This window comes from Vibrio sp., from assembly GCF_984391705.1.
Window position 1 is genome coordinate 1 of sequence record NZ_CFHWOM010000006.1, and the last position, 22,133, is coordinate 22,133.

The following is a 22,133-nucleotide window of genomic DNA, read 5'->3' on the forward strand; positions in this document are numbered from 1 at the left end:
ATCCCTTGTGTCTACCAATTCCACCACCAGGGCACACAAATTTCTTTGTGATGCCGTTTAGAACAATAAACACCATCTAAAATTTTAGCGAAAGAAAATGGAGGCGCCTCCCGGAATCGAACCGAGGTCCACGGATTTGCAATCCGCTGCATAGCCACTCTGCCAAGGCGCCCTTTTCTTTCAACGCTTTAGGTTACCCACCGCTGCGTTCGCTGCATACTTTACGGATTGAGCGATGAGAGTCAAACAAAAATCTAAAATTTATGTTTGTTTGCCGACAATTACATCAAATAGCTGATTGTTTGATCTAATGCGATATTATTTAGTCGCTGTCCCTTCAGCACCTAACAACAATTGACGTTGAGCTTTAGGTAACTTGCTCACTACCAACTCATAAGAGCGCTCACACAAATCGTGTATTAATCCATCTTCAACATCACCTGGATAATACACTGTCACCCAATGACGCTTATTGGTGTGATACCCAGGCGTGATATCAGAAAATTGGGACGTGAGCACTTCACCATCTTCTGGCTTCACTTTTAAAGTAACGTACTCTCGCCCCTCTCTCATCGACAGAATGGCAAACATTTTTCCCTTAACCTTAAACACCAGAGCATCTGGCCCAAAGGGATAACCCGACTCAGCGCACATAAAGGTGTCTAAATAATCTTCGAGTTCATGATTGGTCATTTCTATCTCCTTGAATTCACTTCAACGATCCTATTTTACCGTTAAAGCAACACCTTCAAAGTGAACGCCGTCCCAACCTGACTGCATAAAGTTTCGGATGTTAGCGTGATCATCCCCCTCAGGATTACCCAATACATCCTGATGATAAAAGCGGCCAAAACAAGCTAGCGTGCTCGGTACATCAAGAGCATTCAATTGACCAAACGCGAAGATCTTACATGAACCATTATTTTGACCCGCTTCATTGTGCGTATCACCGTTAGCAAATTCAGTCGGTGCAAAGTGGTAGTTTGCTTCGATAACTGCCATCGTGTCTTCAAATTCGATTAACTCAGGCTGGTTCGTTAGCTGTTCGAGAAAGGCTTTCAATTCCATTTGTTTCACTCATTAATTACTACAGAATGGAACAGTCTATGCGATTGAATAACAGATAAAAAGAGGGAATTACACGTTAGAAAGGAATCAAAACGAGGCTTATAAGAAAAAATCGCTCACTGTGTTTGGCTGCAAATAACAGCCAAACACAGTGAGCGATCCTTAGCGGAGAAATTAATAGGTTAATATTTAAATTGCGCGACTTCTTTATTTAGATCCTCTGCTTGAGTCGAAAGCCCTTGTAGAACATCATCAACATTGTTTACCTGGCCAGAAACTGCAGATGAAGCATCCGCAATCGATGTGATGCTTCCGCTTATCTCATCCGTCACTGCTCGCTGCTCTTCTGTTGCTGCGGCGATTTGAACATTCATCTCATTAAGTTCAGTGAGCATTGTGACGATTTGTTCCAGCATTCCGGTGTTTTCGTCACAAGCTTCAACCCCTTTCGAAACAGTGGCGTTAGCGTTCTCGATACTCTTCGACACATCATTAGTTTCACGTTGAAGAGACTCAATTTTTTCCCGAATTTCTTCCGTCGATGATTGTGTACGTCCAGCCAAGTTTCTTACTTCATCGGCTACAACTGCAAACCCTCGACCTTGTTCGCCAGCCCTTGCCGCCTCTATTGCAGCATTTAGTGCTAACAAGTTCGTCTGCTCAGCGATTCCTTGAATAACGTCTAGCACTTCCGCAATGGAGTTCGTTTCATTATGTAAGCGCCCTATCGCTTCCACCGCGGTTTGCATTTGATCATTAAGCTGGGAAATTTCAATACCCAAGTTTTTGCCTATGTTGACACCTTGGCTACCTGCATCGTTGGCATTTTTCACAAATTCAGCAGCTCTAGTCGCAAACTGCGCAACCTCCGCAATCGACGCGCTCATTTCATTTACCGCCGTTGCGACAGATTCAGAGCGATGGTTTTGATCATCAACGGACGCTCTCGTACTATTCATATTTCCAGCCATGCTATTGGTATTGCTGTTTAAATCTTCGGTCGCAAGTGCAAACTTTCCAATAACCTCCTGAAGGTGAGTAAAGAGCCCATTGAGCGACGTCGCAAGCTCCGTCATCTCGTCTTTACCCGCTACTTCTAAACGTTGGGTTAGGTCATTGTTTTTACTAATCTGCTGGATACGCTCACTCGCAAATTTGATTGGCCAAGCAATGCTGCGGCCCAAGAAATAGGAGATCACCATCGCAACTAACACGATTACCACAATGCTCGTCATAACGGTAAAGATCATTGCATTGATTAGCCCACCTACATCCTTAAGGGCTTCGTGCTTGTCGATTTCCGTCGCTATTCCCCAACTTAATCCCGCCGCGTTGACAGGTGCGTAGGCAGACAGCACGTCCTCGCCCCGATAATCTACAACAACGTCTGATCCACTTTGACCACGCAATGCGAGTTTAGACGTCGAGGTATCCACTGGTTGACGACCTATCGCTGAGCCTTTACCACGAATTTGCTCTAGCGTTGCACTACTGACGCCCGCTTTTTGCATCGCCATCAGGTAGGTATCTGCATCTTCAATAAGGAATCTTGATTCACTTCTTAGTAAACCGTCTGGGCCAATGAGATAACTTTCCCCACTTTCGCCGAGCCCGGCGTTACTCCAATTCCCGTTAAAGGTCATAATGTTATTTATCTCGTCGACAGGCATTTGGAATATGAGTACGCCCAACGTCGCTGAGCCTTGTTTAATTGGCGTAGCAATAAAGGAGGCAGCCGCCTGATAAGAAGGGTAATAAGGAGCAAAATCTTCAAGGTGGAACTGACTTGAGCTCAAATTAAGCGCGTTACTAAACGCCTTGGCGATACCACTCCCTGCGTACGGACCACTATTGAGGTTGGTCGCGTAATCAAGCTCCTTAAAGACCGAATAAATGATGTTACCTTTTGGGTCGACAAGGAAAATATCGTAATAACCAAACTGTTCTAGAAAGCCTTTGATACTGGGATGATATTTTTCGTGAACCTTATCATACGCAGTTCCAAGGCTGTCGGACATCATTTGGTGTTTATCGCCCAACGGATTAGGATTCGTCCCTATATATCGGGCCTGGAGGGCTTGAGCCAAAGGAGATAACATGGAGAGCTTCTGCATTTCGTTAGCGGAATTCCCACCATTAGCATCACGGTAAGTTGCACCAAACTGGCTTTGATAATACTGCTTTAACGCATTGATATCGCTTTGAGATACTCCATCAACGGGATATGCGTCAAAGGCTTGAGAGAAAGCAGATATTGCATCTTGTACCCCTACAGAGTTTGCGGTGGTAATTAGCTGTCCGCGAATTTGCTCGAAGTACAGCTCGATTTCGTTCTTTTTAATTTCACGAACCGAAATCAGTTGTTCTGTTGCTCTTTTATACAGAGCTTCTTCGGACAACGCTGCAGAGCGCCAGCCAACAATTACGCCAGTCGCAATCACCGCTAGAGTGCAAAGAATTGTAGATGCCGTTACTATTTTTGTGGCAATTTTCATAACAATAACCTCTTACGGAAAATCCATATCCGTATGTCGATTTAGAGGAAACTGCCAACTGACGCCACATTTTATTATGCAAGTAGTGATATAATTGTAAGCACGCTTACGGCACTTTACGAAAAAATAGATAAAAAAATTTTTTGATTGGACTGAGCACGTTTTACTGCCAGTCCAAATTACATGGTTATCCCGCCATCCACTTCGATGGCCCGCGCATTAACATATTCATTTTCTAGGATAAATTTCACGGTCGACGCAATTTCGTTGGCATGCCCCAATCGCCCGACAGGAATAGCACGCTCTAATCGTTGCTTTGCTTCTGGTTTCATCTGCCGGGTCATATCCGTTTCGATCACTCCCGGAGCGATCGCAACTGAGCGGATACCATAACGAGCCAACTCTTTGCCCCAAGTTGCGGAAAGCGTCGCTACGGCGGCTTTAGACGCCGCATAATTGCTTTGCCCAATGTTTCCAGCTCGTGCAACGCTGGAAATATTGATGATCACGCCCGATTTTTGCTGTTGTACCATGTGCAAGGCTGCCTCTCGGCCACATAGAAACGTCCCCGTTAAATTAACGTTAATCACAGCGTTAAACTGCTCTAACGACATTTTACTTGTTACGCCATCTTTCACTTTGATTAGCAACCCATCGCGCAGAATCCCAGCATTATTGATAAGGCCATCCAACTGGCCAAAATCAGTGACAATGTCACTAAACGCCTGCTCAACCTCTTGCTCTTTCGTCACATCGATAGGATAAGACAGCGCTTTCACTCCCAGCATATTGCATTGCTGCTTAGTATCTTCAAGTAAGGTTTCGTCTAAATCCAATAAGGCCAATTCAGCACCAGCTTGCGCTAAACTTATCGCCATCATTTGACCAAGGCCTCTTCCCGCTCCGGTAATCGCAATGACACTTTGTCTTAAATCCATCACAAACCTCACTCTTTTTTGGCTTGGTAGAACTCAAATATGCTTGAGAAATCCTTTTCTGCATTGCCATTCGCGTTATGAAACGCATATAGGTTTCTTGCGAGTGATCCCATTGGTACAGATGACTGGCTTTTTGCAGCAGTATCTAATCCTAAACCAAGGTCTTTGAGCATCAGTTTACTCATGAAACCCGGTTGGTAGCCGTTACTGGCCGGCGAAGTGTCCATCACTCCTGGACATGGGTTATAAAGCTCTAATGCCCAATTTCGCCCAGAGCTTTGCAGCATAATTTTCGAAAGTACTGCCGGATCCAATCCGTTTTCGATGCCTAAGTTTAACGCCTCACACGTACCGGACATCAAAATACCCAGCATTAAGTTATTACAGATTTTTCCCATCTGGCCATCTCCCGCTTTTCCAGCATGGAAGATGTTTTTGCCCATGTGTTTGAGGACTTGCTCCGCTTTATCAAACGCTTTATCACTCCCGCCCACAATAAAGGTGAGGGTGCCGGCCGCCGCACCAGCGACACCACCGGACACTGGCGCATCAACGAAATCTAGTCCTTTACTCTCAGCATAAGAGGCAACAATACGTGCAGACTCTGGATCAATGGTCGACGAATCAATCATGAATGTATTGGGCTCGACAAGATCAAGTAACCCCTTATTACCTGCATGGTCCCCCAAATAGACGGAGCGTACGTGCTCACCCGCTGGCAACATCGTGACAACTGCATTAGCGCCTGTAACGGCCTCCTTAATAGAAGTCGTAGCGACCGCGCCTTCAGATTCAAGTTGTTTGACTGATGTCGTCACAAGATCAAACACTTGTACTCGGCACCCTGCATTTATAAGGTTTTTCGCCATGGGCGCACCCATATTGCCTAATCCAATAAAAGCTATGGTAGTCATATTGATTTCCTTGTCCTTTCTAGAATCGTGATGAGCCCTAGTAATGACCCAGTTGTGCCAGTGGATGAGTTTCATCGCTCCATAGCGAAGTAAATATCTCATTAATCAGTTTGCTATCCACGACATCGATACTCTTGAACTTCCAGTTTGGCTCATCATCTTTATCAATCAGCCGTGCTCTTACTCCCTCTTTGAACTCTCCCACCAAACAACAACAAACCGATAGCGTGAGCTCAAGTCGAAAACAGTCGGCAAGTGAAAGATTATGGCAATCGGTAAGCTGCCGATAGCAAATATGAGCACTGATTGGGCTGCCCTGCGTAAGGTTTTGTTTAGCATTTGTTAGCCATTGGCTCTCACCAGGAATTGCAAGAATGCCATCTACAACCTGAAGTAAGCTGTCTCCATGACACGCAGCCTGAATCTGACCGTAGAAAGGCATTAACTGAGGATCAGGTTTGTGGCTTTGTGCCTGTTCAGCGAAATTTTCCAGCAGCTCTGTTACCACTTCGTAGGCGTCGTCTACACAGTCCCAGTCCGCCACTTGTAATTGGTCTACCAGATTCATTTTATGCTCGGGCAAAACCATAAAGTCAGCCAGATGAACGCCAAGCGCGTCAGAGGCATTTATCATCGCCCCCGTTAAACCAAGGAATAGACCGATGCCTTCGTCTAATCGATTGAGAAACCATGTGCCTCCGACATCAGGGTACAGACCAATGCTGATTTCAGGCATTGCAAGCCTAGATGTTGGTGTGACTACTTTATGACTTGAGCCCATAAAGAGCCCCATCCCTCCCCCCATAACAATACCTTCACCCCAAGCGATAATGGGCTTGCAGTAAGTATGGATCAGGTAATCACATTGATATTCGATGGTGAAAAACTCACTACAAAAGTCTTGAGTTTCTTGCACGGTTTTATCTCGCATCACATCGTGCATGGTTCTGATATCACCACCCGCACAAAACGCTCTTTCGCCCTCACCTTCTAACACAACGCAAATGATGTCATCGTCTTCTTGCCACTGCGTGAGTTGATCTGTCAGTAACGTAAGCATTGGGGCAGTTAAAGCATTTAATGACGACGCGTTGTCCAGCGTTGCAACGGCTATCTTGTGTTGACTGTCACTACAGGGCAGCAAGCTAAAATGAACAGTATCCGTCATGTGGCCTCCCTATCTGTTCTTCCATTTAGGAGCCCGTTTGCTAAGAAACGCTTGAACCCCTTCTTGTTGATCTTCGGTATCAAATAGAGACATAAAGAGCTCCCTCTCTTTCACTAGGCCAAATTCACGCGTCTGATAGCGCGTTGTTTGTATGAGAGTCTTACACGCGGCGACCGATGAAGGAGATTGATTCGCAACTTGCTGCGCGAGTTTAATAGCCGAACTTTGCGCATGGCTCGATTCTACTACTTGCTCTACCAGCCCTATTTTTTCTGCTGTCTCGGCATCCAGTTGCTCTCCGCATAAGATCATCCTTTTGGCCCAGCCTTCACCGACGAGGGCAGTTAAATTTTGAGTCCCCCCCGCACATGGCAACAGCCCAACTTTAGCCTCTGGTAATGCAAGCTTAGCCTGAATTTCAGCGATACGAATGTCACACGCCAACGCGACCTCCAAACCTCCCCCCATGGCATAACCATTAATCGCGGCAATGGAAACACCTCGAAAAGCTGACAAGGCCTCAAATGCATCTCCAAATGCTCGAGCCATTGTTAGCGCCATAGTCTTATCACCAGACGCAAATAGATTGAGATCCGCGCCTGCGGAAAAAAACTTGTCACCTTGGCCAACAATGACCAATGCATAAACATCAAGATCCGCGTTTAGCGTCTCAACCAACTGCTTTAATTCATTTAAACTTTCTTCCGTCCAGGTGTTGGCCGGAGGGTTGTTCATGGTAATGACTGCGACATGATTGTTAATCGTATGTTCAATTGCATTAGTCATATTAAAGGTCCTTTATAGTATTTGAGCGCCTTCCATTAACAATCTACGCGAGATAATCAAACGCATGATCTCGTTGCTGCCTTCAAGAATTTGATGAACGCGTACATCCCTAAAGTAACGCTCCATCGGATACTCTTTGATATAGCCGTAACCGCCGTAAAGCTGCAGCGCCTGATCACAAACCTGAAACCCTATGTCGGTAGCATAGCGCTTTGCCATAGCACAGTAGGTAGTTGCTTCAGGGTCACGTTGATCGAGCTTACTCGCTGCAAGTCGAACCAATTGTCTTGCAGCAACGAGCTCTGTCGCCATATCCGCAAGTCGAAATTGAATGGACTGAAAATTCGCCAAACTTTTACCAAATTGCTTGCGCTCTTGAACGTATTGAGTGGCTTTATTAAGTGCTTGTTGTGCGGTTCCAATTGAGCAAGTGGCAATATTGATTCGTCCACCGTCTAACCCCTTCATCGCGAACGTAAAGCCTTCACCTTCCTCCCCAAGAATATGGTCTTCAGGTATCTCAACTTGGTCAAATGTAACGGTTCGAGTCGGTTGGCTATTCCAACCCATTTTGGGTTCCTTTCGGCCGTAGTTAATACCAGCCGCAGTAGCAGGTACTACGAACGCTGAAATGCCCTTCGCTCCATGATCACTGGTTCGCGCCATAACAACCAACACGTCGGTGTCACCTGCACCGGAAATAAAGGCCTTTGCCCCATTTAGTACATAGTGGCCATCTTGTTTCTTGGCACTGGTCGTCAATGACGCGGCATCAGAGCCGGCATTGGGCTCTGTTAAGCAGTAAGAGCCTAACCATTCTCCGCTAACAAGCTTCTCGCAGTATTGGCTCTTCACTGACTCGGATGCAAAGCTCGCGATCATCCAAGACACCATGTTATGAATCGTCATGTAAGCCGTGGTGGACGTGCATCCCATCGCAAGTTGCTCAAACACAATCGACGCGTCTAAACGACTTAGTCCTAAACCGCCTTGCTCCTCAGGGGTATACAAGCTAAGAAACCCAAGCTCCCCGGCTTCTCGTAATACATCCTTCGGGAATATCTGTTGTTCATCCCAGTTTGCAGCACTTGGCGCTAACTTTTGCTGAGAAAATTGAGCAGCTGTTTCTGAAAATGCTCTCTGGTCTTCGTTCAGTTCAAAGTCCATACGCCCTCCCTACTTCAATTGAATCGTTAAGTTAGGGCCAGTGGGGATATCGTCTTCAAACCAACGTGCAGTGACGGTTTTTGTTTCCGTAAAAAAGCGCACCGCTTGTTTCCCATAGGCATGCAGATCGCCATAAAAACTGCCTCTCCAACCAGTAAATGAAAAGAAAGGTAATGGCACAGGAATGGGAACATTGACGCCGACTTGACCGACTTGAATCTCGTGCTGATATTTTCGGGCTGCGCCCCCACTTGCGGTAAAGATAGAAGTACCATTGCCATATGGATTTCGATTAATGAGTTCAATCGCCTCGTCCAAGCTATCTACCTCTAAGCACACTAGAACCGGACCAAAAATCTCTTGTTGATAGATCGACATATCCGTTGAGACGCCACTAAACAGCGTCGGACCAACCCAGTTACCGTTAGGCAGACCAGAGACCACACAATCGCTACCGTCAAGCTCGCAGGTCGCCCCTTGTGACTTGCCTTCATCAATCAGTCTAAGCACGCGTTCTTTTGCCGCTTTACTAATTAATGGCCCATAAGCGGCGGAGTCGTCATCCCAAGCACCTGGAGACATCTTAGCCATTTCATCTTTAAGCTCAGATATCCATTGCTTCGACTCACCAACAAACACTGCAACAGAAATAGCCATGCAACGCTGACCGGCAGCGCCAACTGAGGCGCCAACTAAATTACTGATCACTTGATTTTTATTGGCATCTGGCATGATGACCATGTGGTTCTTTGCACCAGCAAAGGCTTGCACTCGTTTGTTATGTAACGTGCCCGTGTGGTAGATGTATTCAGCAACAGGTACCGAACCAACAAACGACACTGTCTTAATTTCCTGATGCGCGAGTAAATAGTCCACTTGCTCTTTACCACCATGAACTATTTGCAGCACGCCTTTAGGTGCGCCCGCTTGCTCAAACAGCTCTGCCAATCGAATTGACGTTAATGGAACTTGCTCTGAAGGCTTAAGAACAAAGGTATTTCCGGCCGCAATAGCAAGTGGGAACATCCACAAAGGAATCATCGCGGGAAAATTGAACGGCGTGATACCACAGCAAACACCCAACGGTTGAATTAACGAATAGCTATCAATATCGGTCGCTACATTTTCAACGGTTTCCCCCATCATATTGCTGGCGATGTTTGCAGCTTGCTCAACCACTTCAATACCGCGCCAGACATCGCCTTTCGCGTCCAAGATGATTTTTCCAGTCTCTTGTGATAACAGCTCAGCTAAGTCGTCGTGATGCTCTTTCAACAAATGTTGATATCTCAGCATGACTCTTGCCCGCTCAGAGACCGCCACATTTTTCCATTGTTCAAATGCCTGCATTGCACTCTCAACCGCTAACGCCATTTCTTGTTCTGTCGCCTTCGGCAACTTAGCAATTACGTCGTTGGTCGCAGGGTTGGTTACATCAATCCAATCACTGGATGTCGACTGACAAAATTCGCCGCCAATATAAAGAGGAACTGACTGTGTCATAGTGATGTCCTTTCTCACTCAAGTGGAATTTCTATACCCATTGCAGTTGCTTCACCTCCACCGATACACAGAGAGGCAATACCTCGAACCACTTTCCGATTACGTGTGTTTCCTTCGATTCCTAAAGCTTGTAGCTGCCTTAAACTATGGATCAAGGTAACAAGAATCCTTGCTCCGCTGGCACCAATTGGGTGCCCAAGGGCGCACGCTCCGCCTTTTACGTTTACCTTCTCTGCATCAAGACGTAGTTGCTTGACAGCGATTTGAGTAACAACAGCGAAAGCTTCATTTATCTCCCAAAGATCGACTTCATCAACGCTCCAATCCAGATTGGAAAGTAACTGCTCGATGGCATAAACAGGTGCAACGGTAAATTCTTCAGGAGCGCGAGCATGACTCGTGTGCCCCTTAATGACGGCCAAAGGCTTTAATTGATGCTGCTTAGCTAAACTTGGGGCAATCAATACTAACGCTGCTGCACCATCAGAAATGGCGCTCGAATTAGCGGCGGTTATTGTGCCGTTGGCGTCAAAAGCTGGCTTTAATTTGGGGATCTTTTCTGGATCAACGCTATGGGGTTGTTCGTCACAGCGAAACACCTCCCCCGAACCTAGCTCTATTGGACAAAGCTCATCATCAAACAGCCCTTGCTCATGGGCAGACAAGGCGCGGGACACAGAGTTGGCCGCCCAGTTATCCATTTCTTCTCGCGTAAACTTAAGCTTGTCTGCAATTTGCTGTCCAAACACGCCCATTAGATGGCCTTGATAGGCGTCTTGCAGCCCATCTAAAAACATATGATCGTAAGTAGTTTTGTGCCCCATTCTAGCTCCAGAGCGTTGCTCTTTCAGGAGGTATGGAGCATTAGTCATACTTTCCATCCCTCCAGCAACGGCGCATTGAAACGTACCCGCTTTAACTAGGTCATGCGCTAGCATCACGCTTTTCATTCCAGAACCACAGACCTTGTTAACCATGGTCGAAGGGATCGATTTACTCAAGCCAGCACCTAATGCAGCTTGTCTTGCTGGAGCTTGGCCACAGCCTGCTGAAAGCACGCAGCCCATGTACACTTCGTCAATGATTTCACTCTCCAAACCAGACTCTGCCACAGCGGCCTTAATCGCTACGGCGCCAAGAGTGGGGGAAGAGAACTCAGCGAGGGAGCCTTGGAAGCGCCCCATCGGTGTTCGTTTCGCTGCAACAATCCAGATATCATTATCTTGCATTGTGTCCCCCATTGAATGGATTTTCTTGACGTTTACGTAAGCATAGCACTAACATTTACGTAAACGTAAAGAAACGCATTTTTTACAATTAATTCTTAAGCAGTTGGAGAATTTATTAGGTGGAAAGATTTAAGATCAGCGAGTTGGCAAAAGAGTTTGATATTACCACTCGGAGTATTCGCTTTTACGAAGATGTGGGCCTTATTCAGCCTGAGCGTAAAGGCACAATGCGCATCTACCAGCGCAGAGACAAAATCCGCCTAAAATTGATTCTTCGAGGTAAGCGATTGGGCTTCTCTCTTGCAGAAATCAAAGAGTTATTTGCTCTCTATGACACTCACCAAGAAGACACCCAATTGACCCAAATGCTTAAGATCATTGATGAAAAAGAAGCGGTGCTCAAACGTCAACTCGAAGATATTACCGTAGTTCTCGAGGACTTGGGTGCCGCACGTCAACGATGTGAAGAAGCACTAAGTCGAAGCTAACACGCGCAGTTTTTGACTAGATGATTTCTCAAAAGCATCGTTATTCGAAGATGCAATTGGGAGGCTCTATGTTATCTCCATACCACCAGCTCAACTTTGGGCTGGGTGAAACCATCGATATGCTCCGCGATCACGTTAGTGCCTTTGCCGATCAACATATCGCTCCTATCGCCGCCCAAATCGATAAAGACAATCAGTTTCCGAACCAACTCTGGCCACTTTTCGGCGATATGGGACTACTTGGTATTACTGTTTCAGAGTCACTAAATGGCGCTGATATGGGCTATTTGGCGCACGTTGTGGCAATGGAAGAAATAAGTCGAGCTTCTGCATCTGTCGCGTTAAGTTATGGCGCTCACTCCAATCTATGTGTGAACCAAATTTCTCGCAATGGGAGCGATGTTCAAAAGGCGAAGTACCTGCCAAAGCTCCTTGATGGAAGCCATGTTGGCGCACTCGCAATGAGTGAACCCAATGCCGGGTCCGACGTTGTCGGAATGCAGCTTAGCGCAACGTTAAATGGTTCACACTACCTTCTCAATGGCAGCAAAATGTGGATCACCAATGGTCCAGATGCGAACGTTGTCATTGTCTACGCAAAAACAGATTCATCTGCTGGCTCACATGGAATAACCGCTTTTATCGTAGAACGTGATTTTCCAGGGTTCAGTCATGCCCAGAAGCTAGACAAACTTGGTATGAGAGGCTCAAACACATGTGAACTCGTGTTCGATGACTGCCAAGTGCCGGTTGAAAATGTCCTTGGCGAAGTCAATAAGGGCGTTCAAGTCTTAATGAGTGGATTAGACTATGAACGAGTGGTGTTAGCGGGAGGCCCACTTGGTATCATGCAAGCCTGTTTAGATTTAGTCATTCCCTACGTTCACGACCGCAAACAGTTTGGTAAATCGATTGGCGAATTTCAACTCGTGCAAGCTAAGGTCGCTGATATGTATACCCGAACCAATGCAGCACGAAGTTATGTTTATACCGTCGCAGCAGCGTGTGATCGCGGGGAAGCCACACGAAAGGATGCGGCGGGTGTTATTTTATTCAGTGCGGAGCTAGCAACTCAACTCGCTTTGGATGCAATTCAGTTACTGGGTGGTAATGGCTACATCAATGAGTTTCCAGCCGGCCGTTTATTACGTGATGCCAAACTGTACGAAATTGGTGCTGGTACTTCAGAGATTCGCCGCATGCTTATTGGCCGTGAACTGTTTGAAGAATCACGCTAAGGGGCTCAAATGACTATCATAAAAAGTAAAATTAAGCCGGACTCAGCTCTCTATCTCAAAAACCATCAAGCGATGTCTGAGCTTGTGGAAGCTTTAAATCATAACGCTACGCTTGTTAAGCAAGGTGGTGGAAGTAAAGCGATTGAAAGACAAAAAGCAAAAGGCAAACATCCAGTACGAGAGCGTATCGAAATGCTGCTCGACAAAAACAGCGACTTTCTTGAAGTTGGACTATTCGCGGCGTGGCAAGTCTATGATGATCCCATTCCCTGCGCTGGTGCGGTAACTGGTATAGGGAAAGTGAATGGCGTTGATTGCATGATCATCGCGAATGATCCTTCAGTTAAAGGGGGAACTTACTATCCTTTAACCGTCAAAAAACACTTACGCGCGCAAGAAATTGCACAAAGATGCCAGCTACCATGTATCTACCTAGTCGATTCCGGTGGAGCTAACCTCCCTCATCAAGCAGAAGTATTTCCTGACAAAGAACATTTTGGCCGTATCTTCTTTAACCAAGCGCGCATGTCATCTCAGGGCATCCCTCAGATTTCAGTCGTACTCGGTCTTTGTACGGCAGGAGGCGCTTATATTCCTGCAATGGCGGATGTATCAATCATAGTAAAACAGCAAGGAACAATCTTTCTCGCAGGCCCCCCATTGGTCAAAGCCGCTACCGGTGAAGTCGTTACCGATGAGGAGCTAGGTGGTGCCGATGTTCACTGCCGCAAGTCTGGTGTCGCTGACTATTATGCCGAAAGCGAAGAACACGCATTAGGCTTAGCTCGACAAGCAATCAGCAATTGTAATTTGGACGCTAACTCACTTTCTCCATCCCAGCACCCCGGACCACGTTATTCTAGCGATGAACTTTACGGAATTGTGAACGCTGACTTGCGCCTTTCCTTCGACATTCGAGAAGTCATCGCACGAATTGTCGATGACTCTGAATTCGACGAATTTAAAGCCTTATTTGGCGCAACCTTAGTATGTGGATTTGCCCGAATTGAAGGTCAGTTAATCGGTATCGTCGCTAACAATGGCATCTTGTTTTCTGAATCAGCGCAAAAAGGCGCACACTTTATTGAACTATGCGCTAAAAGAAAAATTCCTATTTTGTTTCTGCAAAATGTTACTGGCTTTATGGTGGGGAAAAAGTTCGAAGAAGGTGGAATCGCAAAACATGGGGCTAAATTAGTTATGGCGGTCGCCTGCGCCAATGTCCCTAAGTTTACTATCATTGTCGGAGGTTCATATGGAGCCGGTAACTATGGTATGTGCGGTAGGGCTTATGATCCAACCATGATGTGGATGTGGCCCAATGCACGTATTTCAGTTATGGGTGGAGAGCAAGCGGCAGGAGTGCTCACACAAGTGAAACGAGAAGCCATAAAGCGACAAGGTGCGGAGTGGTCCGAACAAGACGAAACTGATTTCAAACGAACCATTATCGATCAATATGAGGCTGAAGGCTCCCCCTACTATGCAAGTGCTAGACTTTGGGACGATGGCATTATAGATCCCAAGGATAGCCGTCAAGTTCTCGCCCAAGCACTGAGGGCGGCTCTCAACGCACCGATTCAAGAGAGTGAATTTGGTATTTTTAGGATGTAACGCAAAGGATTAGAAACATGGAAGTCACCTTAAGTAACGATCTACTTTATGACATTGATTCACGTGGTGTCGCTACCCTAACCTTAAATCGAACAGATAAATACAACGCGTTTGGTAGCCACCTAATCCAAGAACTGATTATCGCCTTAGACTACCTCGCTAACCACCCTCAAGTCCGTTGTTTGATTTTACGGAGTAACGGCAAGCACTTTTCCGCTGGTGCAGATTTAAATTGGATGAAAGAGATGGCAGAGCAAAATCATGACGCCAATGTCGAAGATGCCCAAGTGCTTGCAAAACTGATGTCGATACTTGATCAATTCCCCCACCCAACCATTACCTATATCCATGGTTGGGCATTTGGCGGGGCGCTTGGTTTAATTTGCTGCAGTGACATTGCCATCGCAGACCAACACGCTCGCTTTTGCCTAAGCGAAGTTAAGTTGGGCTTAGTCCCTGCTACTATCGCTCCATACGTCATTCGTAGTATCGGTGTCCGACAGGCCCGTCGCTATATGCTTACCGCAGAGCCAATTGATGCGAATAAAGCCCTTGAGCTTCATATCATCCATCACCTTACAAAAGAAGAAGAAGCAGAGGCATGTCTGTCACGCTTCGTAGAACAAATTCTACGAAATAGTTCCTCTGCGATACGTCATGCCAAAGAGCTTATTGAGCACTGTGACAATAAGATCATTGATCGTCAGTTGATCCGCTATACCAGCGATATGATAGCTAATGTAAGAGTTTCTAGACACGGCCAAGAAGGACTCGCGGCATTCATAGAAAAACGCCACCCTGTCTGGCCTGAAGAGGAGTGATGCTTTGGAAACCAATGCACTACCTTCTGAAGTGAGAATCGTTGAAGTCGGACCGAGAGATGGGCTTCAGAACGAAAATTTGCTTTCCACACAAGTCAAAGTGGAGCTTATCAATCAACTATCCAAAACAGGCATCAAGCATATAGAAGCTGGTGCGTTTGTCTCACCTAAATGGGTGCCACAAATGGCTGACTCTTATCAGGTATTTGAGCAAATTAATCGAAGTCCTGACATCATATACTCGGCACTCACCCCTAACTTAAAAGGTTTGGAATCTGCCATCAGCGCAAATGCGGATCATATCGCCATTTTTACATCATGCTCCGAGTCGTTTTCGCAACACAATATCAATTGTTCCATCGATAAAAGTATAAGCCGATTCATGCCCGTCATTGACCTTGCTCGTCAACATCAAATCCCTGTCAGAGGTTACCTTTCGTGCGTTATTGACTGCCCTTATGAAGGTAAAACCAGCCCGAATCAAGTTTCGGCAATCTCCCGCCAACTCATCGACATGGGCTGTTACGAAGTCTCACTTGGTGACACGATTGGTACCGGTACGCCGATACGCGTTGCGCGTATGATTGAAGAAGTAACTAACCATGTGCGTACATCTCAGCTTGCCGTTCATTTTCACAATACTTGGGGTCAAGCGCTAGCAAACATTTATCAGTCACTACAAATGGGCGTGAGTGTTATCGATTCAAGTGTGGCAGGTTTAGGAGGGTGCCCCTATGCACCGGGGGCGTCAGGTAACGTCGCGACAGAAGATGTTGTCTACTTGTGTGAAGGATTAGGAATTCAAACAGGTATAGATTTACGGAAAGTCGCAATAAGTGGCTGGAACGTAACACGTTGCCTAAACCGCTGCCCCACATCGAATGTTGCATTAGCACTACAGAACGACCTAAAACTATAATTCTGTGTCGACCCTCTAAAAATCACCCCTAACGTTTAGAAAAACCGTGAAATAACCACATCAAAAGTGTTAACTATGTCTTTGTATTTGGCATGAATATCACATTATCATTGCTTCTTGCTTATACAACTATAAAAATCATCTTCGTTTTAGGCTTAAAAATACATTTCATGAATATACTGGTTTGCGATGACTCTAAAATCGCGCGCAAAGCTATTATTGGGAAAATTGGTCAGTCCGCGACCACTCATATTCTGCAAGCGGAGAATGGCAAAGAAGCATTGGAACAGTTAGTTAACACCAATGTCGATATCCTATTCCTTGATCTAACCATGCCGGTGATGGATGGTTTCGAGGTGTTAGCATCTCTTCCGGTTAGCAATTATCCGACCAAAGTAATTATTGTTTCTGGTGATATCCAAAGTGCGGCTAAACAACGCTGTCGCGCATTAGGAGCATTGGACTTTATTGAGAAACCATTCAACACTTCAGATCTCACTCAGTTATTTGCGAAGTACCAGATTCCGCTGAAAGCCTTTAACATGTTTACCCCCGAGTGCGCCGCAAGCTCTCTCGACTTAATGGGGAGCATTCGCGAAATGAGTAATATCGCGCTTGGCACGAGTGCATCGCTTATTGCAGAACAAGTGGGACATTTCATCGAAATGCCGCTACCAAATGTCGCATCACTTCATCAATCCGAACTCAAGATGACGGTGCAAGACATAGTCAATAATTCCGAATACCGCGCCGTCTCTCAGCGCTTTGTGGGTAACGGTATATACGGCGAAGCTTTGGTCTGCTTACACGGAAGTGGCCTGGAGAGGTTAAGTGATGAAGAGAGCAACGGTACTAACGAGGTCATCCTCGACATTTCTAACCTATTGGTATCTTCCTTTTTAGTATCATTTAGTAAGCAACTCGACATCTCGATTTCATTGCGCCAACCTATCGTTTTGGAAAAAGAACCACTGCAAGTGTCACTTAATTGCAGCCAGTTTTTAGCGGGATATGAAGAAGATATCTTTACCATTGAGTTCGTCTATAAAGCAGAAAATCTAGATATTGCATGCGACGTAATTTTCCTTATGGACAACAACTCTATTGACGCAATCGAACAGATTTTAAAGAGCGTATTATGAAACCATCCGAAATCAGCGACTTCCATTGGACAATGCAGATCATCGGAGATCTCGATGCAGGCCTTATCGTGGTAGATAAAGAGTACAAGGTTTACGCTTGGAACTCTTTTATGCAATCGTATAGTGGTATCAGCGCAGAACAAATCGTAGGTAAAGTTCTATTTGATGTAATCAAAGACCTTCCAGAGGAATGGCTGCGCAAAAAAGTAGACGCATCATTCAAACTCAACAGTCGTGGCTTTTCATGTTGGGAAGACCGCCCTTATTTGTTCAAATTCAAGAACTTTAGCCCAATATCGAATGGCTTAAGGGAGATGCGACAAAACATCACCTTCTCACCACTTACCTCAGTAAACGGCGAAGTCTCACATGTCAGCTTAATTATCAACGACGTAACTGACATTGCTAAAAATAAAATTCATTTGATGGACTCAAATCAGAAGCTATCTGACCTAAGTAGAACCGATGGTTTAACTCAACTTTTCAATCGTCGCTATTGGGAAAGTTGCCTACTAAAAGAGTTTGAAAGTTGTAAAGTGTCCGGCTCTGTTTCCTCATTGGTCATTTTTGATATCGACCATTTTAAAAGGGTAAACGATACCTATGGGCATACGGTTGGCGATCATGTCATTCGTCATACGGCAAATGAACTGCGCAAAGCCTCTCGAACATCAGATGTTTGTGGGCGCTACGGCGGAGAAGAGTTTACAGTTTTGCTGCCCGGAACATGTGCGAACCAAGCGCTGTACTTCACGGAGCGACTACGCAAGAAAATCGAAAACTCGATTGTTGAATGTGAAGGGTATAATGTGAAATACACCATTAGCTTGGGAATTTGCGAAATATCCCACTATCAAAACAATCATTTACACTGGTTAGAACACGCAGATAAAGCACTCTATTTCTCAAAAGAAAGCGGTCGTAACCGTTCTACCGTATTTGATCTCGCTTTTATTAAATAGTCAATTTCAAATAAAGGGGCTATCAGTTAGCCCCTTTTCGTTCACCTTAACTGGTTGCTGGTTTTGAAGTTATTATATTCTTCACCCTTGCTGGCTTAACGATCAATCCAATTCCAACTAAGAACAGTCCACACGCAACCACTTGTGCAACGCTCAGCACTTCTCCATACATGAAGTAACCGGAGATGAGAGCGAAAACGGGCACTAATAACGTGAGCGGTGCTGTCGTACTCAACGGATAACGAATCAATAACCTATTCCATACCCAATAACCAAATAGCGTGGTTGGGTAAGCCTGAAATACAACTGCAATAGTGGTGTTCGTATCCCAGAGTTTAAACGCTTCAGTGACAATCTCAGTTCCGTAAAGGCTAACAGCAAACAACACTAATGGAATAGGCGAAAACAACATACCCCACACATTAAAGGCGAAAGCTTGAGTTGTTTTCGATGCCTTGACGATCATTCCCATCACAGTCCAACTTGTGGCCGCAATCATTATAAACATCAAACCTTGAGCAGTTATGTTGCCATTGGTTGCTGATACTAGTACTAACAATGCAACCAGTGCCGTCGCCGCACCAAAGAATTTACGCTTCGAAGCTGCCTCTTTGTGAACGAACACGCCAACGGCCATGCTAATCAATGCGTTACAAGATAACAGCACTGATGACATACCTGATGACAACCCCGCACTGATCGACCAAGACGCCATCCCCCAAATACCAACACCAAATACAAGGCCGTAACTGAGCAAGTAACGCCACTCTACTGATGGTCTGCGAATAAAGAATATTGCAGGCAATACAGCCAAAGTAAACCGAGCAGCTGTCGCCAACAATGGATGAACGTCCGTTATTCCCATTTTAATCATGGAAAAATTGAAGCCCCAAATAGCCATAACGAAAATGGCCAACAATAAATCGTTTCGTGTCATAACTGTCCTCCCTCTCTGTTGAAAAATAGTATTACTCGGGTACAGTTATCGGTACAGATACAATTTTTGAATAAAAGACAAGTACAGTTTATCGCTATGAGTATGTACAAAACCTTAGCTGGTCAATTTATCCATGATATCGAGTCCGGTAAGCTTATCGAAGGGAATCGGATGCCTTCTCTGCGCCAACTATCGAAGCAACAATCGGTTAGCATGTCGACTGCCGTCAGCTGCTATCAGGAACTAGAATCCCAAGGCTGGATTCACGCTCGCCCACAGGCAGGCTATTTCGTGTCACCGAGGCCCAGCAAACACAATACGCCAAAGTGGGCACGCTTTGTTAGTCAAGTTACAACCGTCAATCAGAGTTTCTCAATTCACTCTCCCCATAATGGACCTCTTGGGGTGTCGAGTACTGACCTAGATGCAACCGCACTGAACGAGCTTGAACGCAGCTTTCGTCGAGCAAGCAAGCGGTTGGGTAACCGGCTAAATCAATATCCGAGCACCCAAGGTGACCCTTCACTGCTCAACGCGTTATGTGTCCACTTTTCAAAGCTGGGGCTACACACTACCCCGGAAGAACTGGTTATTACCTCCGGCTGCATGCCCGCAATAAAAGCATCATTAGAAGCCTGTACAAAAGTTGGCGACGCTATTGCAATTAGCTCCCCTTGTTTTAGCGGGATTTTGGATTTGCTAGGCCAAATGGGACGCAAAATAGTCGAAATTCCGTCCCTAGATGATGGAATAGATCTCACTCAGCTAGAAGAGCATTTGCGTGAAGGAGTGGTTCAAGCGGGTATATTCTGCACCTCACATATGAACCCGCAGGGTATCACCATGTCCGCTCAACAGAAGCAAACATTGGCTCATCTCGCGAATCGCTACCAAATACCTATCATTGAGGATGACGTTTATCTCGAGCTATCCTATTCAGATCACACTCCACTTCCCGCTAAGTCTTACGACCACGGTGGCTACATCCTGTGGTGCGGTTCGGTGTCAAAAAGCTTATCACCTAGTTACCGTCTTGGCTGGTGTCTACCGGGTCGATACATAGACAGCTATCGGCAACACCATACGGCTTCATGCTTTGGCGTGTCACTGCCTATTCAGCTCGCTATAGCGGACTTTATAGAATCGGGACACTACGCCAAACAGGTGAAACGCCGTCGAAATAAATTACTGAAACTTAAGCATGATTATCTTCGCTATTTATCGGATCATTTACCTGAGCAAGTCAATATTAGTGATCCGCAAGGCGGTATGGTGCTTTGGTTGCAAGTTCCTAACTTGAACACCCATAAGTTCAATGAATTCCTTGACGGAAGCAACATCGATATTCGATTAGGGCAACTCTTCAGTACGCTTTCACTCTATAACGACTGCGTTAGGATAAATATTGGCTTTGAACTTAGCGATAGCGTCAAAGAAGAGCTGACTCACTTAATTGATGCCATTCAACAATCAAGCTAGTAAACGCCATAATTACGGCCTTTACTAGCTTGAAAGAAATCAGATAGCGGTTTGTTTACACACTTTGCAAAATCACGGCGGTCCCCATGCCGCCGCCAATACAGAGCGAAGCGAGCCCTAAACGACTTTGAGAACGGATCATTTCGTATATCAAGCTAGTCACGATCCGGCCGCCAGATGCACCAATTGGATGACCAAGAGCAATAGCACCACCATTGACATTTGTTCGTTCACTAAACCATTGGAAAGGAAGGTTATGTTCTTCAGCCAGACCTTTCATTACGCCAATTGCCTGAGCTGCAAATGCTTCGTTTAGCTCTAAACGGTCAATATCGGAAAGCGAAATACCTGAACGCTGTAGCGCCTGTCTTACCGCAGGAACTGGGCCAAGTCCCATCACATTTGGGTCGACACCACCTTGCCCCACTGCAACAACTTCTGCAATTGGTTTTAGCTCATATTGTTCAACCGCTTTTTCGCTTGCGAGTATTAGTGCTACTGCTCCATCATTGATGCCCGAGGCATTGCCTGCTGTTACACTGCCTTGCTTATCAAATGCCGGCTTTAGACTAGCCAGTGCGTCTATCGTCGCATCAAACCTTGGGTGCTCGTCAACGCGAACGTCTCTGACACCTTTACGACTTTTTACGCTCACTGATACAACTTCGTCATCAAAGCGATTCGCCTCAATTCCAGCTTGGGCGCGCTGCTGACTCATCAAAGCAAATTGATCTTGCTCCTCTCTGCTAATGCCATATTGTTTAGCGATGTTTTCTGCCGTAACGCCCATGTGGTAATCACCAAACGCATCGGTCAATCCATCTTTCAGCAAGCAGTCCACTAACGTTATATCACCCATTTTTTTGCCGTTGCGCGCTTGGCCACTCATCACAAACGGAGCATTGCTCATGCTCTCAGTCCCAGCGGCGACCACTACATCGCTATCTCCCGATTTGATTGCATTCACACCATTCAAGAGGACTTTCATACCGCTGCCACAGATCATGTTCAAGGTGTAAGCTGGCACAGAGTTGGGGATTCCAGAATGGATGGAAGCCTGCCTTCCTACACCTTGTCCAAGACCTGCACCAAGCACATTGCCAACAATAACTTCATCAACTAACTCAGGTTTTACTTGCGCTTGATTCAACGCTGCTTTGATCGCGATTGAACCCAACTCAACCGCTGACATCGAGCTTAAGCTACCAAGAAACGACCCTATCGCGGTACGTTTTGCCGCGACAATATACACCTTCTGACTCATG

The 22,133-nt window shown here is 45.8% G+C and carries 20 protein-coding genes and 1 tRNA gene; 8 read left to right on the forward strand and 13 right to left on the reverse strand.

All coding sequences use genetic code 11. The annotated features are described in order from the left end of the window. Nucleotides 1-98 precede the first annotated feature (98 nt). The 11 genes from AC4MRV_RS06460 to AC4MRV_RS06510 form a co-directional block, all read right to left on the reverse strand. Nucleotides 99-172 (reverse strand) — tRNA-Cys (locus AC4MRV_RS06460). 146 nt (nucleotides 173-318) lie between these two features. Then, nucleotides 319-693, reverse strand: a complete 375-nt coding sequence (locus AC4MRV_RS06465) for an MmcQ/YjbR family DNA-binding protein (protein ID WP_491186610.1) — start codon at nucleotides 691-693, stop codon at nucleotides 319-321. Between the two features lie 30 nt (nucleotides 694-723). Then, nucleotides 724-1,068 (reverse strand): HopJ type III effector protein, encoded by a 345-nt coding sequence (locus AC4MRV_RS06470; protein ID WP_491186611.1) that lies wholly within the window; start codon nucleotides 1,066-1,068, stop codon nucleotides 724-726. Nucleotides 1,069-1,250: 182 nt separating this feature from the next. Then, nucleotides 1,251-3,563: a methyl-accepting chemotaxis protein gene (locus AC4MRV_RS06475; protein WP_491186612.1), complete on the reverse strand. Its 2,313-nt coding sequence runs from the start codon at nucleotides 3,561-3,563 to the stop codon at nucleotides 1,251-1,253. A gap of 179 nt (nucleotides 3,564-3,742) precedes the next feature. Next, complete coding sequence (locus AC4MRV_RS06480) at nucleotides 3,743-4,501, reverse strand: SDR family oxidoreductase (protein WP_491186613.1); 759 nt, start codon at nucleotides 4,499-4,501, stop codon at nucleotides 3,743-3,745. An 8-nt stretch (nucleotides 4,502-4,509) separates the two neighbouring features. Then, a complete protein-coding gene (mmsB, locus tag AC4MRV_RS06485; protein ID WP_491186614.1) occupies nucleotides 4,510-5,415 on the reverse strand; it encodes a 3-hydroxyisobutyrate dehydrogenase in 906 nt (301 codons plus the stop codon). Nucleotides 5,416-5,452: 37 nt separating this feature from the next. Then, nucleotides 5,453-6,583 (reverse strand): enoyl-CoA hydratase/isomerase family protein, encoded by a 1,131-nt coding sequence (locus tag AC4MRV_RS06490; protein ID WP_491186615.1) that lies wholly within the window; start codon nucleotides 6,581-6,583, stop codon nucleotides 5,453-5,455. A gap of 9 nt (nucleotides 6,584-6,592) precedes the next feature. Further along, the gene (locus tag AC4MRV_RS06495) at nucleotides 6,593-7,369 is read right to left on the reverse strand and encodes an enoyl-CoA hydratase (protein WP_491186616.1); all 777 of its coding nucleotides are present in this window, start codon (nucleotides 7,367-7,369) and stop codon (nucleotides 6,593-6,595) included. Nucleotides 7,370-7,381: 12 nt separating this feature from the next. Next, the gene (locus AC4MRV_RS06500; protein WP_491186617.1) at nucleotides 7,382-8,536 is read right to left on the reverse strand and encodes an acyl-CoA dehydrogenase family protein; all 1,155 of its coding nucleotides are present in this window, start codon (nucleotides 8,534-8,536) and stop codon (nucleotides 7,382-7,384) included. Nucleotides 8,537-8,545: 9 nt separating this feature from the next. Then, the gene (locus AC4MRV_RS06505) at nucleotides 8,546-10,039 is read right to left on the reverse strand and encodes a CoA-acylating methylmalonate-semialdehyde dehydrogenase (protein WP_491186618.1); all 1,494 of its coding nucleotides are present in this window, start codon (nucleotides 10,037-10,039) and stop codon (nucleotides 8,546-8,548) included. A gap of 14 nt (nucleotides 10,040-10,053) precedes the next feature. Continuing rightward, entirely contained in the window at nucleotides 10,054-11,268 is a 1,215-nt protein-coding gene (locus AC4MRV_RS06510) for a thiolase family protein (protein ID WP_491186619.1), read from the reverse strand. A gap of 119 nt (nucleotides 11,269-11,387) precedes the next feature. On the opposite strand from AC4MRV_RS06510, the gene AC4MRV_RS06515 reads away from it, so the two are divergent. The 7 genes from AC4MRV_RS06515 (at nucleotide 11,388) to AC4MRV_RS06545 (ending at nucleotide 18,452) form a co-directional block, all read left to right on the forward strand. Then, nucleotides 11,388-11,756: a MerR family transcriptional regulator gene (locus AC4MRV_RS06515; RefSeq protein ID WP_491186620.1), complete on the forward strand. Its 369-nt coding sequence runs from the start codon at nucleotides 11,388-11,390 to the stop codon at nucleotides 11,754-11,756. Between the two features lie 68 nt (nucleotides 11,757-11,824). After that, on the forward strand, nucleotides 11,825-12,994 hold the full coding sequence (locus AC4MRV_RS06520; protein WP_491186621.1) for an isovaleryl-CoA dehydrogenase: 1,170 nt from the start codon (nucleotides 11,825-11,827) through the stop codon (nucleotides 12,992-12,994). 9 nt (nucleotides 12,995-13,003) lie between these two features. Further along, nucleotides 13,004-14,608, forward strand: coding sequence for a carboxyl transferase domain-containing protein (locus AC4MRV_RS06525; protein WP_491186622.1), 1,605 nt, complete (start codon nucleotides 13,004-13,006; stop codon nucleotides 14,606-14,608). A 17-nt stretch (nucleotides 14,609-14,625) separates the two neighbouring features. After that, complete coding sequence (locus AC4MRV_RS06530; RefSeq protein ID WP_491186623.1) at nucleotides 14,626-15,429, forward strand: enoyl-CoA hydratase-related protein; 804 nt, start codon at nucleotides 14,626-14,628, stop codon at nucleotides 15,427-15,429. Nucleotides 15,430-15,433: 4 nt separating this feature from the next. Beyond that, a complete protein-coding gene (locus AC4MRV_RS06535; protein WP_491186624.1) occupies nucleotides 15,434-16,348 on the forward strand; it encodes a hydroxymethylglutaryl-CoA lyase in 915 nt (304 codons plus the stop codon). A gap of 170 nt (nucleotides 16,349-16,518) precedes the next feature. Continuing rightward, entirely contained in the window at nucleotides 16,519-17,490 is a 972-nt protein-coding gene (locus AC4MRV_RS06540) for a response regulator (protein ID WP_491186625.1), read from the forward strand. Beyond that, on the forward strand, nucleotides 17,487-18,452 hold the full coding sequence (locus AC4MRV_RS06545; protein WP_491186626.1) for a sensor domain-containing diguanylate cyclase: 966 nt from the start codon (nucleotides 17,487-17,489) through the stop codon (nucleotides 18,450-18,452). Before AC4MRV_RS06540 ends, AC4MRV_RS06545 begins: the two co-directional genes overlap by 4 nt. Nucleotides 18,453-18,498: 46 nt before the next feature. On the opposite strand, the gene AC4MRV_RS06550 is transcribed toward AC4MRV_RS06545, so the two are convergent. Then, entirely contained in the window at nucleotides 18,499-19,389 is an 891-nt protein-coding gene (locus AC4MRV_RS06550; protein WP_491186627.1) for an EamA family transporter, read from the reverse strand. Between the two features lie 96 nt (nucleotides 19,390-19,485). Between AC4MRV_RS06550 and AC4MRV_RS06555 the strand changes: the two genes are divergently transcribed. After that, nucleotides 19,486-20,868 (forward strand): aminotransferase-like domain-containing protein, encoded by a 1,383-nt coding sequence (locus AC4MRV_RS06555; RefSeq protein ID WP_491186735.1) that lies wholly within the window; start codon nucleotides 19,486-19,488, stop codon nucleotides 20,866-20,868. A gap of 55 nt (nucleotides 20,869-20,923) precedes the next feature. Here the strand turns inward: AC4MRV_RS06555 and AC4MRV_RS06560 are convergent, their stop codons facing one another. Next, nucleotides 20,924-22,132: an acetyl-CoA C-acetyltransferase gene (locus AC4MRV_RS06560; protein ID WP_491186628.1), complete on the reverse strand. Its 1,209-nt coding sequence runs from the start codon at nucleotides 22,130-22,132 to the stop codon at nucleotides 20,924-20,926. Nucleotide 22,133 lies beyond the last annotated feature (1 nt).

What these genes read in the sequence shown, in the direction of transcription:
- AC4MRV_RS06495 (WP_491186616.1), bottom strand. Translation starts at nt 7,369, where the DNA reads ATGACTAATGCAATTGAACATACGATTAACAATCATGTCGCAGTCATT.
- AC4MRV_RS06520 (WP_491186621.1), top strand. Translation starts at nt 11,825, where the DNA reads ATGTTATCTCCATACCACCAGCTCAACTTTGGGCTGGGTGAAACCATC.
- AC4MRV_RS06490 (WP_491186615.1), bottom strand. Translation starts at nt 6,583, where the DNA reads ATGACGGATACTGTTCATTTTAGCTTGCTGCCCTGTAGTGACAGTCAA.
- AC4MRV_RS06480 (WP_491186613.1), bottom strand. Translation starts at nt 4,501, where the DNA reads ATGGATTTAAGACAAAGTGTCATTGCGATTACCGGAGCGGGAAGAGGC.
- AC4MRV_RS06465 (WP_491186610.1), bottom strand. Translation starts at nt 693, where the DNA reads ATGACCAATCATGAACTCGAAGATTATTTAGACACCTTTATGTGCGCT.
- AC4MRV_RS06470 (WP_491186611.1), bottom strand. Translation starts at nt 1,068, where the DNA reads ATGGAATTGAAAGCCTTTCTCGAACAGCTAACGAACCAGCCTGAGTTA.
- AC4MRV_RS06550 (WP_491186627.1), bottom strand. Translation starts at nt 19,389, where the DNA reads ATGACACGAAACGATTTATTGTTGGCCATTTTCGTTATGGCTATTTGG.
- AC4MRV_RS06555 (WP_491186735.1), top strand. Translation starts at nt 19,486, where the DNA reads ATGAGTATGTACAAAACCTTAGCTGGTCAATTTATCCATGATATCGAG.
- AC4MRV_RS06505 (WP_491186618.1), bottom strand. Translation starts at nt 10,039, where the DNA reads ATGACACAGTCAGTTCCTCTTTATATTGGCGGCGAATTTTGTCAGTCG.
- AC4MRV_RS06530 (WP_491186623.1), top strand. Translation starts at nt 14,626, where the DNA reads ATGGAAGTCACCTTAAGTAACGATCTACTTTATGACATTGATTCACGT.
- AC4MRV_RS06545 (WP_491186626.1), top strand. Translation starts at nt 17,487, where the DNA reads ATGAAACCATCCGAAATCAGCGACTTCCATTGGACAATGCAGATCATC.
- AC4MRV_RS06510 (WP_491186619.1), bottom strand. Translation starts at nt 11,268, where the DNA reads ATGCAAGATAATGATATCTGGATTGTTGCAGCGAAACGAACACCGATG.
- AC4MRV_RS06560 (WP_491186628.1), bottom strand. Translation starts at nt 22,132, where the DNA reads ATGAGTCAGAAGGTGTATATTGTCGCGGCAAAACGTACCGCGATAGGG.
- AC4MRV_RS06525 (WP_491186622.1), top strand. Translation starts at nt 13,004, where the DNA reads ATGACTATCATAAAAAGTAAAATTAAGCCGGACTCAGCTCTCTATCTC.
- mmsB (WP_491186614.1), bottom strand. Translation starts at nt 5,415, where the DNA reads ATGACTACCATAGCTTTTATTGGATTAGGCAATATGGGTGCGCCCATG.
- AC4MRV_RS06540 (WP_491186625.1), top strand. Translation starts at nt 16,519, where the DNA reads ATGAATATACTGGTTTGCGATGACTCTAAAATCGCGCGCAAAGCTATT.
- AC4MRV_RS06500 (WP_491186617.1), bottom strand. Translation starts at nt 8,536, where the DNA reads ATGGACTTTGAACTGAACGAAGACCAGAGAGCATTTTCAGAAACAGCT.
- AC4MRV_RS06475 (WP_491186612.1), bottom strand. Translation starts at nt 3,563, where the DNA reads ATGAAAATTGCCACAAAAATAGTAACGGCATCTACAATTCTTTGCACT.